Annotated in this window: 17 protein-coding genes; 4 read left to right on the forward strand and 13 right to left on the reverse strand. The window is 61.0% G+C overall.

Annotated features, from left to right (window positions below):
* Positions 1–12: 12 nt before the first annotated feature.
* From L4923_RS03760 to L4923_RS03775, 4 genes are read right to left on the reverse strand one after another with little or no spacing between them, the layout of a single operon-like run.
* Complete coding sequence (locus L4923_RS03760; RefSeq protein ID WP_239362164.1) at positions 13–741, reverse strand: ABC transporter ATP-binding protein; 729 nt, start codon at positions 739–741, stop codon at positions 13–15.
* Positions 741–2,342 (reverse strand): ATP-binding cassette domain-containing protein, encoded by a 1,602-nt coding sequence (locus tag L4923_RS03765; RefSeq protein WP_239362165.1) that lies wholly within the window; start codon positions 2,340–2,342, stop codon positions 741–743. Before L4923_RS03765 ends, L4923_RS03760 begins: the two co-directional genes overlap by 1 nt.
* Positions 2,342–3,736: a high-affinity branched-chain amino acid ABC transporter permease LivM gene (gene livM, locus L4923_RS03770; protein ID WP_239362168.1), complete on the reverse strand. Its 1,395-nt coding sequence runs from the start codon at positions 3,734–3,736 to the stop codon at positions 2,342–2,344. The genes L4923_RS03765 and livM overlap by 1 nt, the downstream gene beginning before the upstream one ends.
* 4 nt (positions 3,737–3,740) lie before the next feature.
* Positions 3,741–4,643 carry a branched-chain amino acid ABC transporter permease gene (locus L4923_RS03775; RefSeq protein WP_239362171.1) on the reverse strand — a complete coding sequence of 301 codons (903 nt, stop codon included), beginning with the start codon at positions 4,641–4,643 and terminating at the stop codon, positions 3,741–3,743.
* Positions 4,644–5,573: 930 nt separating this feature from the next.
* On the opposite strand from L4923_RS03775, the gene L4923_RS03780 reads away from it, so the two are divergent.
* A complete protein-coding gene (locus tag L4923_RS03780) occupies positions 5,574–6,164 on the forward strand; it encodes a GntR family transcriptional regulator (protein WP_239362468.1) in 591 nt (196 codons plus the stop codon).
* A 6-nt stretch (positions 6,165–6,170) separates the two neighbouring features.
* Here L4923_RS03780 and L4923_RS03785 read toward each other — a convergent pair whose 3' ends face one another.
* Both L4923_RS03785 and L4923_RS03790 read right to left on the reverse strand, forming a co-directional pair.
* Entirely contained in the window at positions 6,171–6,488 is a 318-nt protein-coding gene (locus L4923_RS03785) for a hypothetical protein (protein WP_239362174.1), read from the reverse strand.
* A gap of 335 nt (positions 6,489–6,823) precedes the next feature.
* Positions 6,824–8,320, reverse strand: a complete 1,497-nt coding sequence (locus tag L4923_RS03790) for a CoA-acylating methylmalonate-semialdehyde dehydrogenase (protein ID WP_239362176.1) — start codon at positions 8,318–8,320, stop codon at positions 6,824–6,826.
* 185 nt (positions 8,321–8,505) lie between these two features.
* On the opposite strand from L4923_RS03790, the gene L4923_RS03795 reads away from it, so the two are divergent.
* The 3 genes from L4923_RS03795 (at position 8,506) to L4923_RS03805 (ending at position 10,507) form a co-directional block, all read left to right on the forward strand.
* Complete coding sequence (locus tag L4923_RS03795) at positions 8,506–9,387, forward strand: LysR family transcriptional regulator (protein ID WP_239362177.1); 882 nt, start codon at positions 8,506–8,508, stop codon at positions 9,385–9,387.
* Between the two features lie 85 nt (positions 9,388–9,472).
* Positions 9,473–10,108, forward strand: a complete 636-nt coding sequence (locus tag L4923_RS03800) for an RNA polymerase sigma factor (protein WP_239362178.1) — start codon at positions 9,473–9,475, stop codon at positions 10,106–10,108.
* Positions 10,109–10,114: 6 nt separating this feature from the next.
* Positions 10,115–10,507, forward strand: coding sequence for a VOC family protein (locus L4923_RS03805; RefSeq protein WP_239362179.1), 393 nt, complete (start codon positions 10,115–10,117; stop codon positions 10,505–10,507).
* A gap of 168 nt (positions 10,508–10,675) precedes the next feature.
* Here the strand turns inward: L4923_RS03805 and L4923_RS03810 are convergent, their stop codons facing one another.
* From L4923_RS03810 to L4923_RS03840, 7 genes are all read right to left on the reverse strand, one after another.
* A complete protein-coding gene (locus L4923_RS03810) occupies positions 10,676–11,929 on the reverse strand; it encodes a D-amino acid dehydrogenase (RefSeq protein WP_239362180.1) in 1,254 nt (417 codons plus the stop codon).
* Between the two features lie 196 nt (positions 11,930–12,125).
* Entirely contained in the window at positions 12,126–12,656 is a 531-nt protein-coding gene (locus L4923_RS03815) for a GreA/GreB family elongation factor (RefSeq protein WP_239362181.1), read from the reverse strand.
* Positions 12,657–12,670: 14 nt separating this feature from the next.
* The gene (rnk, locus tag L4923_RS03820; protein WP_239362182.1) at positions 12,671–13,087 is read right to left on the reverse strand and encodes a nucleoside diphosphate kinase regulator; all 417 of its coding nucleotides are present in this window, start codon (positions 13,085–13,087) and stop codon (positions 12,671–12,673) included.
* A gap of 284 nt (positions 13,088–13,371) precedes the next feature.
* A complete protein-coding gene (alr, locus tag L4923_RS03825) occupies positions 13,372–14,499 on the reverse strand; it encodes an alanine racemase (protein ID WP_239362183.1) in 1,128 nt (375 codons plus the stop codon).
* A 184-nt stretch (positions 14,500–14,683) separates the two neighbouring features.
* A complete protein-coding gene (locus L4923_RS03830; RefSeq protein WP_239362185.1) occupies positions 14,684–15,202 on the reverse strand; it encodes an RNA pyrophosphohydrolase in 519 nt (172 codons plus the stop codon).
* 2 nt (positions 15,203–15,204) lie between these two features.
* Complete coding sequence (locus tag L4923_RS03835) at positions 15,205–16,377, reverse strand: divergent polysaccharide deacetylase family protein (protein WP_239362187.1); 1,173 nt, start codon at positions 16,375–16,377, stop codon at positions 15,205–15,207.
* Positions 16,378–16,506: 129 nt separating this feature from the next.
* Positions 16,507–17,838 carry a S41 family peptidase gene (locus L4923_RS03840; protein WP_239362188.1) on the reverse strand — a complete coding sequence of 444 codons (1,332 nt, stop codon included), beginning with the start codon at positions 17,836–17,838 and terminating at the stop codon, positions 16,507–16,509.

The following is a 17,838-nucleotide window of genomic DNA, read 5'->3' on the forward strand; positions in this document are numbered from 1 at the left end:
AACGGAAACGCTCTAGTGGTGTCCGCCTTCGAGATAGGCGGCGCGCACTTCCGGATTGGCGAGCAGATCCTTGCCGGTACCGCTCATGGTGACGTTGCCGTTCACCATGACATAGCCACGCGTGGCGAGCTTGAGCGCACCGAAGGCATTCTGCTCAACCAGGAACACCGTCAGTCCCTGTGTGCGATTGAGCTCGCGGATGGCATCGAAAATCTGCTTGACGATCAGCGGGGCCAAACCAAGCGACGGCTCATCCAGCAGCAGCAGCTTCGGCCGTGCCATCAGCGCACGCCCGATCGACAGCATCTGCTGCTCACCGCCCGAAAGCGTGCCGCCGCGCTGGTTGATGCGCTCCTTCAGCCTGGGGAACAGCGTGAACACCTTTTCGACGTCCTCATCGTAATATTTGAGGTTGTCGAGGCTTGCCCCCATCTGCAGATTTTCCATCACCGTCATGCGCGGGAAGATGCGGCGTCCTTCCGGCGACTGCGCGATGCGCAGCCTGGCGATTTCATGCGTCGGCATCTGCGTGATGTCGGTGCCGGCGAAGGTGATCGTTCCCGTGCGCGCCCGCGGCGCGCCGAACACAGTCATCATCAGCGTCGACTTGCCGGCGCCGTTGGCTCCGATCAAGGCGACGATCTCGCCTTCGTTGACACTGACATTGACGCCATTCAGCGCCCGGATGTTGCCGTAGTAGGTATGGACGCCCTTGATATCGAGCAGTGGTGCACCGGCCATTACTTACGCCCTCCGCGCTTGGCCGCTGCGGACTTTGCCGAGACATGGCTGGTTGGTACGTCACCCGCGTCGACCCGACGCGAGAATTCCGTGTCCTTGCCCTTGGCAAGCAGCTTCGCCTGGCCGATCCAGTCTTCGCGGGCAATGCGCCCGTCAAAGGCGAGGTAGGCTTCCGCGGCAACGACATCTGCCTTCTTCCAGGTGGCGATCTGATCGAAATGATAGATGCCGTGATCGTTCAGCTTCTTTTCGTTGACCGAGCCGATGCCCTTGATGCGCGTCAAATTATCGGCCTTGCCGCCACGTGGCGCGGAAAGGCGATTCGAAATCCCGGCTGTGGGCTTCGCTGCCGCGGCCGTCTTGGCCCCGGGTGCTTTGGCTGTCTTAGCCGCGGACGCTGTTGCTGCCTTAGATCCGGTTTTGGCGGGAGCGGCCGCACTTGAGGTCGCACCGACTTCCGCGAGTTCTTTTTGAGCAGGTTTTGCCTTGGCGGGGCCGTCACCCTTCCCTTTTATGGCTTTGCTCCTTGCCGGCTTGGCCTTCGCGATGGCCGCCAAGGCGGAAGGCACGCCGGAGGCGACATCCCCGCGTGCTTCCACCAGGGCGGCTTTCGATGCACCTTTGGAGACCGTGACGCGCTCACCTTCGACGTGATCGATAGTCTCGCTGATCGGCCCGGCCATCATCGAAGCGGACGTATTTGGTCCATGTGCGGTATCGGGATGCGCTTCGAGCTGCTCGATGATGTTCTCGTCGCCGACATCGGTGAGCACAGTCTCGACCTCCTCGTCGTCGACGCCGAGATAGGCGGCGATGACCCTGGGATCCGAGCGGACAAAAGCCGGATCACCATCGGAGATCTTGCGGCCATATTCCAGCACCACGATGTGATCGGAGATCTGCATCACCACCGACATGTCGTGCTCGATGAGCAGGATCGAGGTGCCGGTGCTGTTCTTGATGTCCATCAGCAGATCGTTGAGCGCCAGCGACTCCTTCGGATTGAGACCGGCAGCGGGCTCATCGAGGCAGAGGAGCTCAGGGCCCGTGCACATGGCGCGGGCAATCTCCAGCCGACGTTGCGCACCATAAGGCAGGTCTCCGGCGGGATCGTCGGCACGATCCATGAGATCGGCTTTTTCCAGCCAGTGTTTGGCCAGCTCGACCGATTCACTCGACGCGCGACGGTAGCTGCCGAGGCCGAGCATGCCGACAATCGTATAGCCGGAAGCCTTCATCAGCTTGTTGTGCTGGGCGACGAGCAGGTTTTCCAGCACCGTCATGCCCGAGAACAGGCGGATGTTCTGGAAGGTGCGTGCGACCTTGGCCTTGGCCGTGATCTGAAAATCCGGCATGCGTTCCAGAAGGAACTCGCCGCCACTTTGGTCGGTGAAGCGGATCATGCCTTCTGTCGGCTTATAAAAGCCGGTGATGCAGTTAAACACCGTCGTCTTGCCGGCACCATTCGGACCGATAAGCGCGGTGATCTCGCCGCGCCTGGCCTCGAAGGACAGGTCGCCGATGGCGACGAGGCCGCCGAATTTCATCGACAGGTGCTCGACCTGAAGAAGTGTCTTGTTCATGGGAGCACTCGCGTCCATCAGCCGTGGCCTTCCTTTGTGAAGGAGCTCGAAACCGCTTTTCGTTCCTTGAGGAACGCAGTCGGTTCTCGACTGCCGACGAAGCCGCGCGGCTTCCACAACATCACGATGACCATGGCCATGCCGAACAGGAGCATACGGTACAGTTCCGGCGTGAAATCGGGCCCGAACACGACTTTCAGGAACTCCAGCTCGCGCAGGATCTCGGTGCCGCCGATCATCACCACCGCTGCGACCGCGATACCGGCGAGGGAACCCATGCCGCCCAACACCACGATCGCCAGGATGATGGCCGATTCGATGAAGACGAAAGATTCCGGTGACACGAAACCTTGCCGCGCCGCAAAGAAAGAACCGGCGAAACCGCCGAACATCGCGCCCGTGGCAAAAGCGGTGAGTTTGGTGGTGGTGGTGTTGATGCCAAGCGACCGGCAGGCGATCTCATCCTCGCGCAATGCCTCCCAGGCTCGCCCCACCGGCATGCGACGCAGGCGGATGGTGACGAAGGCGGTCAGCAGCGCCAAGGCGAGCGCCAGATAATACAGGAATATCTTGTAGTAGGCGCCCGATTGGGCAATGCCCAACACTTTGGAGATGTAGTTCGGATCCGACACATTGAACGACATCAGGCCGAAGAATGAGACCTTGGGGATGCCGGATATACCGGCGGCTCCGTTGGTGACCTCGCGCCAGTTGATCAGCACCAGACGGATGATTTCACCGAAAGCGAGCGTCACGATGGCAAGATAATCACCGCGCAGGCGCAATACCGGGAAGCCGAGCAGCACGCCCCAGAACGCGGCCATGATGCCGGCGGCCGGCAGCAGGATCCAGAAAGACAGGCCGTAATGCGTACCGAGCAGCGCGTAGGCGTAGGCGCCCACAGCATAGAATGCGACATAGCCGAGATCGAGCAGGCCCGCGAGACCAACGACGATGTTCAGCCCCCAGGCCAACATCACATAGATCAGGATCTGGATGCCGAAATTATCGACCCATTTCAGTGAGCTCTGAAAGCCGACCAGCGACACCACCACGACGGGATAAAGCAGCAGCACCGCAATGCCGAGCCAGTTGAAATTGCGGCGAATAAAGCCCGGCTCGGCAACCGCCGCAGGCGCAGCCGCTTTTTCCGCCTTGGCGCGTTCGATCGCAGGTATGACAAACGCCACGTAGAGAAACCGCCCCACGGCGGTGATCACCACCACGGTCGCCAGCAGCCCCCAGCGCTGGATCAGCACCAGTTCGTTGCGAATGTTCTGGTCTGTCCTCAGACCTATAAACAGGATGAACAAGCCAAGCGCGATCAGGCCGGCATAGATTGCCTCGCGCAAGGCGCGAGCCATCGGGTTGGCGACGGTCTCGCCGGTATTGTTTGAAACGGTAACGGCCATGGGCTCAGACCTTTTCGACTTCTGGCCGGCCGAGGATGCCGGAAGGCAGGAAGATCAGAACGATCGCCAAGATCGAGAAGGCGGCGACGTCCTTGTAGTCGATGGAGAAATAGGCCGACCACATGCTTTCGATGAAGCCGATGAGCAAGCCGCCCAGCACAGCGCCAGGCAGGGAGCCGATGCCCCCGAGAACAGCCGCAGTGAAGGCTTTCACGCCCGGCACGAAACCATCGGAGAAGGAAACGACGCCATAATACATGAGGAACAGCGTGCCGGCGACGGCGGCGAGGGCTGCGCCCATGATGAAGGTGATGGAGATGGTGCGGTCGACATCGATACCGAGAAGCGCAGCCATCTTGCGGTCCTGCTCGCAGGCGCGCTGGGCACGTCCGAGCGCCGTTCTGTTGACCAGATACCAGAACAGCGCCAGCAGCACCGCCGTGACGACCACGATGATGATCTGCTTCAGCGAAATGGAAATGCCACCGATGTTGTAGACCTGGCTGACCATCGGCGGGATCGGCTTGTTGCGCGGACCCTGCGTGACCTGCACGAAATTGGAAAGTGCGATCGACATGCCGATGGCCGTGATCAGCGGGGCAAGGCGGAAGGAGCCACGCAACGGACGATAGGCGACCTTTTCGATCGTCCAGTTGTAGAGGCTGGTAAGCAGCATCGCCACGATCATCATCACCAGCAGGGCGACCACGATCGGTACCGAGCCGAAGGCCGCTGCCAGGATCAGGAACACGATCAACGCCGTGAACGCCCCGACCATGAAGATATCGCCATGGGCGAAGTTGATCATGCCGATGATGCCATAGACCATAGTGTAGCCGATCGCGATGAGCCCATAAATGGACCCGAGCGTCAGCCCGTTCACAAGCTGCTGAACGAAATACTGCATATTCCCGAGGCTCCCCTGAGACGTCGTCGGCCCTGACGCGTCTCTCTCGTATTTCCCCTTAGTCCTAAGGTCTCAAACCCAGATTGCAACGGCATTTTTCTATCGTCTGGCGCGTGTTTCCTGCGCGCCTCGCGACTGCCTTATTGTCGTTGCCCGGTTCGTGGACTAGGGCGGACCGTATCATTGGCACAAAGCAATGTCTTTGACGATTCCGAATTAGTTTGCACCCATTTTCGAAACTTCCGTCTTCAAAATCGGTTGAGAAGACGATTCCTTGCGTCTTTTCGAGCGGTCATTTTTCCTCCTTATTCGCCGACAAACGCCTTTTGCGATGGTTGGTTGACAGCAAAGCAGGGTGCGAGCGGATCAGAACCGTCAAAGAAAACCGCATTCAGTCGCATCACGCGCGCCCAGTTCGCAGCCAGGAGCTCGGCGGCCGGCTCGCCACGCGCCGAAATCACCGCTCCACGCGCCCCGTCCACGCAGCGGCCAACGAGCCGATTCGCCACCTTGGCTGCCCCTCGTGGGCCGCGTTTCTCTTGACCCGGCTGGCTCGCGAATGAATCGCCAGAGGCCTTCGACATCGCCATCCCGTCTTACGTTTGGCCGTAGAGACCGCATGGCGATCGCACCGCCGCAATGAGCGATCCCTCTTCGGAAGCGCGAAACATCCAATGCACGGCTGATTGCATCAGAGAGCCATGAACTTGGCAGCAATGGCAGGGGAAAACCCATAGGGGCAGATTTCCGCCAGTGATATACCAATGATATATCTTCTACGAAGCCCTTAGATTTGTTGAGTTTTTCTACTGATATATCAAGCGGTATATCAAAAATGGGACAAGCGTATTGAATACAGTGCAGTTTGAAATATCGCAGAGCGAGACGGCTGAATCGATCAGCGCCAAGGCCTACCGGGCGCTCGAAAAAATGATCGTCACGCTGGATCTCGCTCCCGGCCGTCTGACCACCGAAAGAGCCCTGATCGAAAAATTGTCACTCGGTCGCACGCCGGTCAGGGAAGCAATCCAGCGTCTCGCCCTGGAAGGGCTCATCGAAATTCGTCCACGCGCCGGCCTCGAAATTGCCCCCTTGCATGCCGGCGATTGGCTGAAGGTGCTCGACGCACGGCGGGGCATGGAAGTCATTCTCGCACACGCGGCTGCCCGTTTCGCCACGCCAGAAATCATCGCTCGGCTGCAAACGATTGCGATCGCCATTCACGACGCAGTCGTCACCAACGATGTCGTCGGGTACCTCGAAGCAGACAAATCGCTCAACGAGGCAATCGCCGTTGCAGCAGACAATCAATTTGCCGCCCGCCTTGTCGCACCACTGCAGACCCACAGCCGACGTTTCTGGTTCCGCTTCCAAAGCGGTACCGGGCTTGCCGAAGCCGCAGGAAATCACGTCACACTGATCCGCGCCATCCTTGAACGCGATCAAGATGCGGCAGGGGCCGAAGCCGACAGGCTGATGGCATTGTTGCGCCTGCACGCCCAGGCTGCCGCGATGCGATGACAATCATCAGCTGTCACGATCCTTGACACTGGCCGTCAATGTGCTCTCCCAGCTGTCGCCGGCACCCATGATGCAGGTTTGGCCGCCCGCATCCGTCATCAACACCGTCCAAGTACCTGCTGCAGAGACATAGATCTCGACAACCGCGGCCTGGCCAACAAGCCCATAGCCGATCTGGTGCTCCTGGAAGAGTTGACCAAGCCGGGCGACGATGACGTCACGCGCGCCGCAACCAATCTGCGCTTCCGCCTGCAGCGGCAAAAGCGCCATCAGGACAGCAGTCGCAGCCAATTTGAACGATCGAAAAACAGGATAACGTGCCATCCGGCACCTCCTTCGCCCGCGCGCATCGGCCAAGGAGGCACAGCCTCAATATACCGGTACGCTTCAGGCTGAACGCAGCGATCTCATCGCATCGCTCATTCCGGCTTCCCGTCCCCTCCTGACTTATCGCAGGGCTTATGATTCGATATGGTGGCTATCGGGACGAAAACAAGCAGGGCACACCCGCCAAGCTCGTGTTGCAAAAGCATTCCCATGCAGATGGCCGATATATGCCGGCCGATCCCCTCGGTCTCTCGATAGATCCGAATTCGCCGCGCCCCTCGCGAAACAAAAACGGGCGCCTTCGCGCCCGTTCAATTTCACTGCCTGGGAAATCAATTCATCGTCGGAATGACGAATTCCGCACCGTCCTTGATACCTGACGGCCAGCGCGACGTGACCGTCTTGGTCTTGGTGTAGAAGCGGAACGCGTCCGGGCCGTGCTGGTTGAGGTCGCCGAAGGACGATGCCTTCCAGCCACCGAAAGTATAGTAGGCGATCGGAACCGGGATCGGCACGTTCACGCCGACCATACCGACCTGGACGCGGCTTGCGAAGTCGCGGGCCGCATCGCCGTCGCGGGTGAAGATGGCAACGCCATTACCCATCTCGTGATCGTTAGCGAGCTTGATCGCATCCTCGTAACGTGGCGCACGCACCACCGAAAGCACCGGGCCGAAGATCTCTTCCTTGTAGATCGTCATGTCAGGAGTCACTTCGTCGAACAGGCAGCCGCCCATGTAGTAGCCATTCTCATAGCCCTGCATCTTGAAGCCACGGCCGTCGACAACAAGTTTGGCGCCTTCCTTCACGCCGAGGTCGACGTACCCCTTGATGCGCTCCAGCGCCTGCTTGGTCACAACCGGACCGAAATCGGCGGCGGAATCGGTCGAAGGGCCGACCTTCAGGCTTTCGACACGCGGGATCAGCTTTTCCATCAGACGGTTGGCGGTATCGTTGCCGACCGGAACCGCGACCGAAATCGCCATGCAACGCTCGCCTGCCGAGCCGTAACCGGCGCCAATCAGCGCGTCGACGGTCTGATCCATGTCGGCATCGGGCATGATGATCATGTGGTTCTTGGCACCGCCGAAGCACTGCACGCGCTTGCCGGCCGCACAACCACGCGAATAGATGTACTGCGCGATCGGCGTCGAGCCGACGAAGCCGATGGCTTTGATGTCCGGGTCGTCGAGAATGGCGTCGACCACTTCCTTGTCGCCGTTGACGACATTGAGGACGCCTTCCGGCAGGCCGGCCTCGATGAACAGCTCGGCAATGCGCAGCGGCACGCCCGGATCGCGTTCGGACGGCTTGAGGATGAAGGCGTTGCCGCAGGCGATCGCCGGCGCGATCTTCCAGAGCGGGATCATGGCCGGGAAGTTGAAGGGGGTGATGCCGGCAACCACGCCGAGCGGCTGGCGCATCGAATAAACGTCGATGCCAGGGCCGGCGCCGTCGGTGAATTCGCCCTTCATCATGTGCGGCGCGCCGATGCAGACTTCGACCACTTCCAGGCCGCGCTGGATGTCGCCCTTGGCGTCGGCAATGGTCTTGCCGTGTTCGCGGGCCAGAATGTCGGCGAGCGAGTCATATTCGCGGTTGGCGAGTTCCAGGAACTTCATCAGCACGCGCACGCGGCGCTGCGGATTGACGGCAGCCCATTTCACCTGCGCCGCCTTGGCGTTCTCCACTGCCGCGCGGAGTTCCGATTTGGAAGCCAGCGCAACTGTGCCGCGCACGGAGCCGTCCATCGGCTGCATCACATCCTGCTTGCGCCCGCTGGTGCCAGCGACGCGCTTGCCGCCGATGAAATGACCGTAGTCAATCATGGTTCTCTCCCTGGATTTTGATGATGTCATTGTCCCCCTTTCGAGCCCGGAAGGCAACGCGAGGGAAATCGCAGCCGTTGTGCATGAATTATAGATCGGCCTGGACATAAGCATCAAACGACGCAAAGATATGGTGACCTTTCCCGTCGCTGCCACCAGCAAATCGCGATCGCCATGGAGACATCATGAACTGGGATGACGTGCGCATCTTCCTTGCCGTTGCCCGCTCCGGCCAGATCCTTGGAGCGGCCAAGCGCCTCGAATTGAACCATGCCACGGTGTCCCGGCGTATCGCCACTCTGGAAGAAGCTTTGCGTACCAAGCTATTCAGGCGGCTCACCACCGGCTCGGAGCTGACGCCTGCTGGCGAACGGTTCCTCGACATCGCTGAGCGCATGGAAGCCGAAATGATCGCCGCCCGTTCCACGGTTGCCGGTGAAGGCGACGACATTTCCGGCACGGTCCGCATTGGTGCGCCTGACGGCTTCGGGGTCGCTTATCTCGCGCCGCGGCTCGGCGCGCTGACCGCCTTACACCGGGAACTCACGGTGCAGTTGGTGCCGGTGCCGCGGTCGTTTTCCCTTTCGCGCCGCGAAGCGGATATCGCGATCACCGTCGAACGACCGACCGAAGGCCGGCTCGTTGCCGGCAAGCTGGTCGACTATACGCTCGGTCTCTACGCCTCTCGGCCTTACGCCGAAAAGCACGGCCTGCCGCAGAGCCGGTCAGAACTGAAGGACCATCCTTTGATCGGCTATGTGCCGGATCTGATCGTCAGTCAGTCGCTCGACTATGCCGCCGAATTCAGCCACGACTGGCATTCCACCTTCGCCATATCGTCTGCCATGGGCCAGGCCGAAGCAGTGCGTTCCGGAGCCGGCGTCGGCATCCTGCACACTTTTGTTGCCCGCTCGATGCCAGAACTGGTGCCCGTGGATGCCGCTCCTCCCATTCGCCGCGCCTATTGGCTCGTCTATCATGAGAGCGTGCGGCAGCTGCGGCGTATTCAGGTGGTGGCATCCTTCATTGCCGGGCTTGTCGAAAAGGATCGCGCCCTGTTTCTTTGAGCAATTCCAGGAAAAGTGTGTAGCGGTTTTCCGTCCGGAATTGCGTCAGAACACAGAGGCCGAGCGAATTGCTCGGGAGAGATACGTGTTGTCACGACCCTATGTGGAACTGCTTCGCCAGGCCCAACGCGCGTCGAGACGACCGGACGAAGCGGAAGATCTGCTACAAGCGGTGCTGCTCTCGGCGATCGAGGCCGGTCGTTCGGATCTCTCCTGTCCCGACAACCGCCGATGGTTGCAGGGCGCCATCCGCAAGCGGGCCGCATTCGAGGCGCGCACGGCCATCCGGCGCAGACAGCGCGAAACCCGTTGGCAAGCCGAACCGGCAACCGCATCCTCCGCACAGGAGGGCATGCCAAGGACTTTTGTGGCAGAGCTACCGGCGGCACTGCGAACCACCGCGCTTCTGGCGCTGACTGGCCACACGCGCCAGGAAATCACCTGGCTGCTGCGCCTGTCGGATCCTGCTTTGCGACAGCGTATCGCCGAAATCAGGCGGCGATGGCGCGATGCCGGCGGGCATCGGTTCGAAGAGATTCCCGGGCTCGACGGAACGCTGCATTTCGGGCGCATCCGCCGCGCTTTGCTGGGACCGGCGCGACGCGACGGCGTGCTTCTCGCCAGCCATGACCCCGACGGTCATCTTTTTTTGGTGAGCATCCCCTCACAAATCCGGGTGGCGCGGCAACAGGGCGAACGCAAACCCTCAACTCAGGAATAGACACCCGTGTTTCGCAACAGAAAGCTTGGCAGCATCTGCTATTTCGTCACCGACATCGCCCGCACCGAGACCTTCTATCGCGACGTTCTCGGTCTCGATATCGACAATATGGGCGACGACGGTGATGGCCATGGCTGGCTGATGGCGAAGACCGCCAACGGCATCGAACTGATTTTCTTCCAGCAGGAATCACGACCGGGCAATTCGCCCATCATCGTCTTCGAGATCGCGGAGGGCGGCATTGACGATGTCGTTGCCGGCCTGGCCGAAAAAGGCGCCACCATCGTCACGCCTGTCAGCCATGCCCCGGGGGGATGGTCGGCCGAGATCGCAGACCCGGACGGCCACCAGATCTCGATGTATCAGTCGGAAGAGCAGCCGCGCTCGTTGAAAAAGTAACGAAGCCTGCACAACCATCCAACACGCCGAACGTAGCGATGTTTCGGCGTGTTTGGAGACATCAGCCTAGAAGCATTTTGTAGCCAAGCGGAATCACTTGGCGTTACAAAAATGCTACGAAAACAAAAAGTTAGAGCGTTTCCGCGTTTCCGTAAAAACGGAAACGCTCTAGGCGTAGCGGGACATGCCGAGTTCGCTGACGTCGATGTCCGGCTTCTTGCCCGACACGATGTCGGCCAGCACCCGGCCCGATCCACAGGCCATGGTCCATCCCAGCGTGCCGTGGCCGGTGGAGAGGAAAAGGTTGTCGTAGCGTGTCTTGCCGATGATCGGCGGACCGTCCGGTGTCATCGGCCTGAGCCCGCACCAGAAACTGGCCTTGGACACGTCGCCGCCACGCGGGAACAAATCGGTCACCGAATGTTCGAGTGTCGCGCGTCGCGCCGGACGCAGAGCCAGGTCATAGCCCGAAATCTCGGCCGTGCCGCCGACACGGATGCGGTCGCCGAGGCGCGTGATTGCTACCTTGTAGGTCTCGTCCATGACGGTCGATTCCGGGGCGCCGGATGCATTGGTGATGGGCACCGTGATCGAATATCCCTTGATCGGATAGACCGGGATCGAAAGGCCGAGCGGCTTCAGCATGATCGGGGAATAGCTGCCGAGTGCACAGACATAGGCATCCGCCGTCAGCAGCCCTTCGCTTGTGTCGACGCCGGCTATGCGGCCGCCTTCGATGGCGATGCCCTTGATCGAGGTATTGAAGCGGAAGGTGACGCCACGTTTGGCTGCATGTTCAGCCAGTCGCTCGGTGAACATCTTGCAGTCGCCCGTTTCGTCACCGGGCAATCGGAGGCCGCCGACGAACTTGCCTTCGACATTGGCAAGCGCCGGCTCCGCGCCGATGCAGCCAGCCGGATCGAGTACTTCATAGGGCACACCGAACTGCTTCAGCACTTCGATATCACCGGCCGTGCCGTCGAGCTGCTTCTGGTTGCGGAACAACTGCAGGGTGCCCTTAGCGCGATCGTCATACTGGATGCCGATCTCGGCGCGCAGCGCCTTCAGGCAATCGCGGCTGTATTCGGCGATCGGCACCATGCGAGCCTTGTTCACGGCATAACGCGCCTCGGTGCAGTTGCGCAGCATCTTCAGCACCCAGGACACCATGGCCGGGTCGACCTTGGGGCGGATCACCAGCGGACCGAAATGCATCAGAAGCCACTTGATCGCCTTGACCGGAACGCCGGGGCCGGCCCAAGGCGAGGAGTAACCTGGCGATACCTCGCCGGCATTGCCGAAGCTGGTTTCCAGTGCCGGACCGCCTTGGCGATCCACCACCGTCACCTCATGGCCGGCCTCCGCCAGATAATAGGCAGCGGTCACACCGATCACGCCGCTGCCAAGCACTAGAATTCTCATACGCCCCGCTCCTAGGACATGACCCTGAAGTTTCGGAATCATGCGACAAAAAAACCAAATGAAGCGAAATGCTTTTGACCGCATTCAGCTCCAGCGCATCCGCCCTCGATCAAAAATGATCTTTGGCAGGCACGATACGCAACCTCAAACCCAAAGCGCCTTTGCGTCCAATGAACGAATGGCGCTCCTGCCCCGGTCACGCCGCAGTTGGGCCGCCGGGATCGTCATCGGGCCCTGTCTGCCGGATTTTCTCCACCGCGCCAAGTGGTGGCACAATGCTATTGGCACTGTAGACCAGTCTGAGCGTTGGCCGAGCTTGCCGGGCAACACTCGCACGGCGCGCCGCTTCCGGCTGGAACAACACTTTGACGACGCGAATCGGCTCCGTCTCGCCACTCGGTCTTTCGACAAGGCCGGTCTCGCCCTCTGCCAAGCCAAGCAGCGAAAGTCCCCATGGCGTCGTTACCGGCAGGCTAGCCCCGACGATGCCGCGCACTTCGTTTTGGATCACTGTCCGCGTCTCCGCGGGATTGGCGCCAATGCGGAAGGTGACGCGGCTGTTGATTGTGACGACATCGGCATCGACGGTATCGATCAACACCACACTGGCGTTAGCGAGCTTCTTCTCCAAAAGGGGGGCGAGCGGGTCGTTCACCGCGCGCCGGCGCTCCAGCATCGTTTCCAGGATTGCGAAGTCCTTGGTGGTGAGGCGGCAGATCTTGTTCATGTCCGTACCTCGCCTCAGGTCCGGTCCGCATGCGGCGGCAGGACTTCGACAATATCGAGCATCATCTCGCGGCCGTCGCGAGTCGTCCACTGCACGCAATGGCCGACTTGCGCGCCGATAAGGGCAGTACCAAGCGGGGTGAGCACGGAAATTCGTTGAGCAGCGATATCGGCGTCAGCTGGATAGACCAATGTCATACGCTGTTCGGCGCCGCCGCCATTGCGAGCGACGATCGTGGAGCCCATGCGCACTACATTGTCGGGTAACGCACCGGCTGTTGCGACCGTTGCGCGGTCCATTTCGGAAAGCAGTTCTTCGGCGGTATCGGGCAAACGGTCGAGCGATGCCCGCGCCAGGCCGGTCAGGCGGCCGTGATCGGTGGCTGACACCAATATGGTATCGGGCGGACGAACCTTGATCGATCTTTGCATGGTGGAACCTTTCGTGTTGGTAACGCATCGAGGCGATGCGCGGCCGGCCGCACAGAGGGCGCGGCCTTGGATCGAACCGACACGCGCACTCACGCCGCCTTCAGCTCGAATTTCATGTCTGGTTTTGAAAAAAGCCCCGGTACGGACGGACGCACAAAAGCGTCCGCGCCGGGGCTACGCTCCCGCGATAGGGCAGATCCTGAAACAGGTCCGGTTATGGGCAGAGGTGCTCATGCGACGAGCCTTGCCGACCCGGCACGGCTTGTCAAGCACGACAAAACCGCTCAGCCGCCGATGTAGCGCCGGTGAAAACGGTGACCGAGGCTGGTCAGCACCTCGTAACCGATCGTGCCGGCAACATCCGCCACCGTATCGAGCGGGTGAGAAGGCCCGATGAGTTCGACAAGATCGCCTTCTCGGAGACGCCCTGCCGGCAACGCCGAAATATCGAGGATGATCGAGTCCATCGATACCCGGCCGATAAAGGGCAATTTTATCCCTTCGAAGAACGCGGCCGCCGAGGTTCGGCGGTGCCAGCCATCGGCGTAACCCAGAGCGATCGTCGCAGTTCGAAGCGGGCCCGAGGCGTGAAAAGTGTGACCGTAGCCGACACCCGCTCCGGCATCGATCTGCCGGGTCTGGATCACCTTGGCTTCCAGCTTGACTACGGGCTGCATGGGATTCCCGTGACCCGGCGTCGGGTTGATACCGTAAAGCGCCGCCCCCGGTCGGGCCAGATCATGATGATAGGGCTTGCCGAGAAAGATGCCCGAGGAGTTGGCAAAAGACAGCGGCGCCGGCGGCAGCATCTTGCGCAGCCGGTCGAATTCCAGCCGCTCGGCCTCGTTGGCGCCGTGCTCGGGCTCGTCGGCGCAGGCGAGATGGCTCATCACCAGCTTGAGTTCAATGCCGTCGAAACCGGACGGATCGGCCGCCAACGCTTCGACCTCGACCGGCGCCATGCCGATGCGCGACATGCCGCTGTCGATCTGGATTGCAGCCGGCAGCTTCTTGCCAAGTCGATGTGCGAGGTCGCGCCAGGCAACAAGCTGCGCTGTGCTGTTGACGACAGGCGTGAGTGCGGCGGCTTCGCCCTGCGCCTCCGAGCCAGGCAGAAAACCATGCAGGACGAAAATCGTCGGCGCCGCACCCAGGGCGTCGCGCAATACGATACCCTCCCAAAGGTGCGCGACAAAGAAAGTATCGCAACCCTCCTTGCGCAAGGCGTTCGCCACTTCCACGGCACCCAGCCCATAACCGTCGGCCTTGACGACACCGGCACAGGCGACGCCGTCAAGGCGCGCCTTCAGGCGACGGTAGTTTTCGCGTATTGCACCGAGATCGATGGTGAGAATGGCTCCGGCCGCCGCTTCATCGGGCTGGGTATGCGTATGAGGCGTCGTTCCAGTCAATTCGGGTGGTCTAAAGCGTTTCCCCGTTTCATGGAAACGGTGAAACGCTCTATCTCCTTGTTTTTACGCAATTCCGGACGGAAAACCGCAACACACTTTTCCTGGAATTGCTCTAGCTCCTGCAATCCTGGCGGCATCGACCATCTTCGCCCCCGTGCAGCAATACGATTGGCTCTTGCAATCGTTATGCCACCAGATGCCGGAAAGCCGCAACGACCTCTTCGTAGACCTTGCGCTTGAACGGCACGATGAGACCGGGCAGGTCGGTCATCGGCTTCCAGCCCCAGTCGTCGAACTCCGCATCATGCCCGCCAGGAGGCGGGTTGATCTTGATCTCGTCTTCATCGCCGCGAAAGCGGAACGCGAACCATTTCTGCGTCTGGCCGCGATAGCGGCCCTTGAAGGCGATGCCGACCAGTTCGCGCGGCAGGTCGTAGTTGATCCAGCGCGGAGCCTCGGCGAGAAGATCGAGACTCTTCATCCCGGTCTCCTCGTAGATTTCGCGCGTGGCGGCCACAAACGGCTCTTCGCCTTGGTCGATACCGCCCTGAGGCATCTGCCAGAGCTGCGTGCCGGCAAACTCGCTGTCTGGTTCGGCGATGCGATGCCCCACCCAGACCAGGCCTTGGCTGTTCAGCACCATGACGCCGACGCAGGGCCGGTAGGGCAAGGTTTCAGGGTCGACGAGTTTCTTCTTTGCCATGCTCATTTCCGTTCGGGATCGATCGCCACTGCCGAGATCGGCACGATCTCGATGCCGCGCTTCTTGGCTTCGTTCACCCAGGAGACCACGGCATCGACGGTAACGTTGAAAGCTGAACCCGTGCCAACCGCATATCCCTTGGCGCGCGCCGTCGCCTCCAGTTCGTCGAGTTTCTTCAAGATGGCGCCGCGTTCCTGCACGCTGTCGATCGCGGTATCGGCAATCGCCAGCGGCACGCCGTCCTTCTTTGCAAGATCGGGCGCCACGCTACGTGCCGAGGAGCCGTCGTCGAGATACCCGATGCCCCGCCTGGCGAGTTCTGCCATCACCGGTCCGAAGGCCTCCGGGTCGGACGAGAAGCGCGCACCCATATAGTTCATCACTGCCGTGTAATTCGTGGTACGCGACAGCACCCAGCGCAGGTTGTTGAGGTTTTCTTCCTCGCTGGCATCGACGGTCAGCGTGTTGCGGCCCGGATTCACATTGGGATAATCGAACGGTTCCAATGGCAGTTGCATGATGATCTCATGGCCGCGCCGGCGCGCCTCCTGCATCCAACGGCCGATGCTGTTGCCTTGCGAGGCAAAGGCGAGCGTCACTTCGCCCGGCAGTTTGGCGATCGCCGATTGCGTACCTGTCTGCGACACGGCAAGTCCCCCAATGACAATGGCGACCCGGGCGCCACGCGTACCGGACCAGGGACGGGCATAGACATCGAACGGCCGTCGCCCATCCGCCGACCGGGTCGGCAGGGGACCGCCTTCGCCGTCTTCGATCAGCGCCTTGTCAGGCAGATGCGCGACGGAAAGATTCTGGCCGACCGCGGAAGCGTCCTGGATGACGATACCGGCTTGCCCGCCCGTATCGGTGGGCTGAACGCGGATGATCTGCGGGCCGTCGTTCTTTTTCGGCTGCGGTATCGGTTTTGGCTCTGCAGCCGGCGTCTGAGCCACAGCCTCAGCCGGCTTCACGTCCTGGGGTGCCGGAGTGGCGACAACCACAGGCTTGCGGAACGGCTTTTCGCCGAAGGCGATCAGCGTCGAAGCACCGATCACAGCCAAAACGCCTAAAATCCCTGCTGCCTGGCCGCGGCTGAACCGTCGCGCGGGACGCGACGCAGACGCTCGGACTGATTGTCCGAGTGGACGCTCGATCTCCTTGGTGAAATCTGCCAAGCCGCCAACCCCTGCCGCCTGCACGACGTTCTACGCAAGCCTCCGAATCAAACTGCCGGAACCTTGCGGTTCCGGCAGCATCGCATTGCTGCGTTCGAGCAGCCAGTGTCCTTTGGAAGAACGCCAGCTTTACTGGTTCATCACCGCCTTGTCTGGGTTCGGCGGGAAGGCTGGATCAGTCTTTTCGCCGCGCAGCAGCTGTTCGGCGAAGATCAGCTGCAGGTCATTCTTCGGATCCGGCGGCACGTAGGCGGCCGAGCCCGAGCCCTGCGAGCTCTCCTCGACACCCTTGATATGGCCCTTGAGGTCCGACTCCCCGCGGGTCAGGTCACGTCCCTGCAACTCGGCCGGCACCGGCTGATCGACCTTGATGTCGGGCGTGATGCCCTTGCCCTGGATCGATTTGCCGGACGGGGTGTAGTAGAGCGCCGTCGTCAGGCGCAGCGCCCCGTTCTCGCCGAGCGGGATGATGGTCTGCACTGAACCCTTGCCGAAGGACTGCGTGCCCACCACGGTTGCGCGCTTCATATCCTGCAGCGCGCCGGCAACGATCTCCGAGGCGCTGGCCGAGCCGCCGTTGACGAGCACCACCAGCGGCTTGCCGTCGATCTCGTCGGTCGTCTTGGTCTTGGCGTCGAAGCGGGTCACGTCCTTCGGATCGCGGCCGCGCGTCGAAACGATCTCGCCTCGCTTCAGGAATGCGTCGGAAACCGAAACGGCCTGATCGAGCAGACCGCCCGGATTGAGCCGCAGGTCGAGCACATAGCCTTTCAGCTTGTCCTTGGGCACCTGCTTCTTGATCTCGGCGATCGCGTTCTGCAGGTCGTCATAGGTCTTTTCGGTGAAGGAGTTGATCTTCATATAGCCGATGTCGTTCTCGACCCTGAATTTCACTGCCTTGACCTTGATGATGTCGCGCACGACGGTCAGCTCGATCGGCTTGTCTGCGCCTTGGCGCAGGATGGTCAGCTTGATCGGCGTGTTGACCGCGCCGCGCATCTTGTCGACGGCATCGTTCAGCGTCAGGCCGCGCACTTCGTCGCCATCGATCTTGGCGATGTAGTCGCCGGCCAGAACACCGGCCTTGGCGGCGGGCGTGTCGTCGATCGGGGCGATGACCTTGACGAGGTCGTTTTCCATCGTGACTTCGATGCCCAGGCCGCCGAACTCGCCCTTGGTCTGCACGCGCATATCCTGCGCCTGCTCGGAATTCATGTAGGACGAATGGGGATCGAGCGAAGACAGCATGCCGTTGATGGCATTTTCCACCAGCGACTTGTCGTCCGGCGGCGTCACATATTGCGCGCGCACGCGTTCGAAGATGTCACCGAAGATCGCAAGCTGCTTATAGGTTTCGGAGCCTGCCGCGTTCGCCGCGGAACTTGGAACCCCATAGACCAGGCTCATGGCAGACGCACCCATCAGCGCGCCGGCAACCAAGAGCGACAGTTTCCGCATCAT

Source organism: Terribium retamae, from assembly GCF_022347545.1.
GTDB classification, from domain to species: domain Bacteria; phylum Pseudomonadota; class Alphaproteobacteria; order Rhizobiales; family Rhizobiaceae; genus Mesorhizobium; species Mesorhizobium retamae.

Excerpts from the sequence above, each read along its gene's own strand:
- L4923_RS03760 (WP_239362164.1), bottom strand. The coding sequence starts at position 741 with ATGGCCGGTGCACCACTGCTCGATATCAAGGGCGTCCATACCTACTAC.
- L4923_RS03765 (WP_239362165.1), bottom strand. The coding sequence starts at position 2,342 with ATGGACGCGAGTGCTCCCATGAACAAGACACTTCTTCAGGTCGAGCAC.
- livM (WP_239362168.1), bottom strand. The coding sequence starts at position 3,736 with ATGGCCGTTACCGTTTCAAACAATACCGGCGAGACCGTCGCCAACCCG.
- L4923_RS03775 (WP_239362171.1), bottom strand. The coding sequence starts at position 4,643 with ATGCAGTATTTCGTTCAGCAGCTTGTGAACGGGCTGACGCTCGGGTCC.
- L4923_RS03780 (WP_239362468.1), top strand. The coding sequence starts at position 5,574 with ATGATCGTCACGCTGGATCTCGCTCCCGGCCGTCTGACCACCGAAAGA.
- L4923_RS03785 (WP_239362174.1), bottom strand. The coding sequence starts at position 6,488 with ATGGCACGTTATCCTGTTTTTCGATCGTTCAAATTGGCTGCGACTGCT.
- L4923_RS03790 (WP_239362176.1), bottom strand. The coding sequence starts at position 8,320 with ATGATTGACTACGGTCATTTCATCGGCGGCAAGCGCGTCGCTGGCACC.
- L4923_RS03795 (WP_239362177.1), top strand. The coding sequence starts at position 8,506 with ATGAACTGGGATGACGTGCGCATCTTCCTTGCCGTTGCCCGCTCCGGC.
- L4923_RS03810 (WP_239362180.1), bottom strand. The coding sequence starts at position 11,929 with ATGAGAATTCTAGTGCTTGGCAGCGGCGTGATCGGTGTGACCGCTGCC.
- L4923_RS03815 (WP_239362181.1), bottom strand. The coding sequence starts at position 12,656 with ATGAACAAGATCTGCCGCCTCACCACCAAGGACTTCGCAATCCTGGAA.
- rnk (WP_239362182.1), bottom strand. The coding sequence starts at position 13,087 with ATGCAAAGATCGATCAAGGTTCGTCCGCCCGATACCATATTGGTGTCA.
- L4923_RS03830 (WP_239362185.1), bottom strand. The coding sequence starts at position 15,202 with ATGGCAAAGAAGAAACTCGTCGACCCTGAAACCTTGCCCTACCGGCCC.
- L4923_RS03840 (WP_239362188.1), bottom strand. The coding sequence starts at position 17,838 with ATGATGCGGAAACTGTCGCTCTTGGTTGCCGGCGCGCTGATGGGTGCG.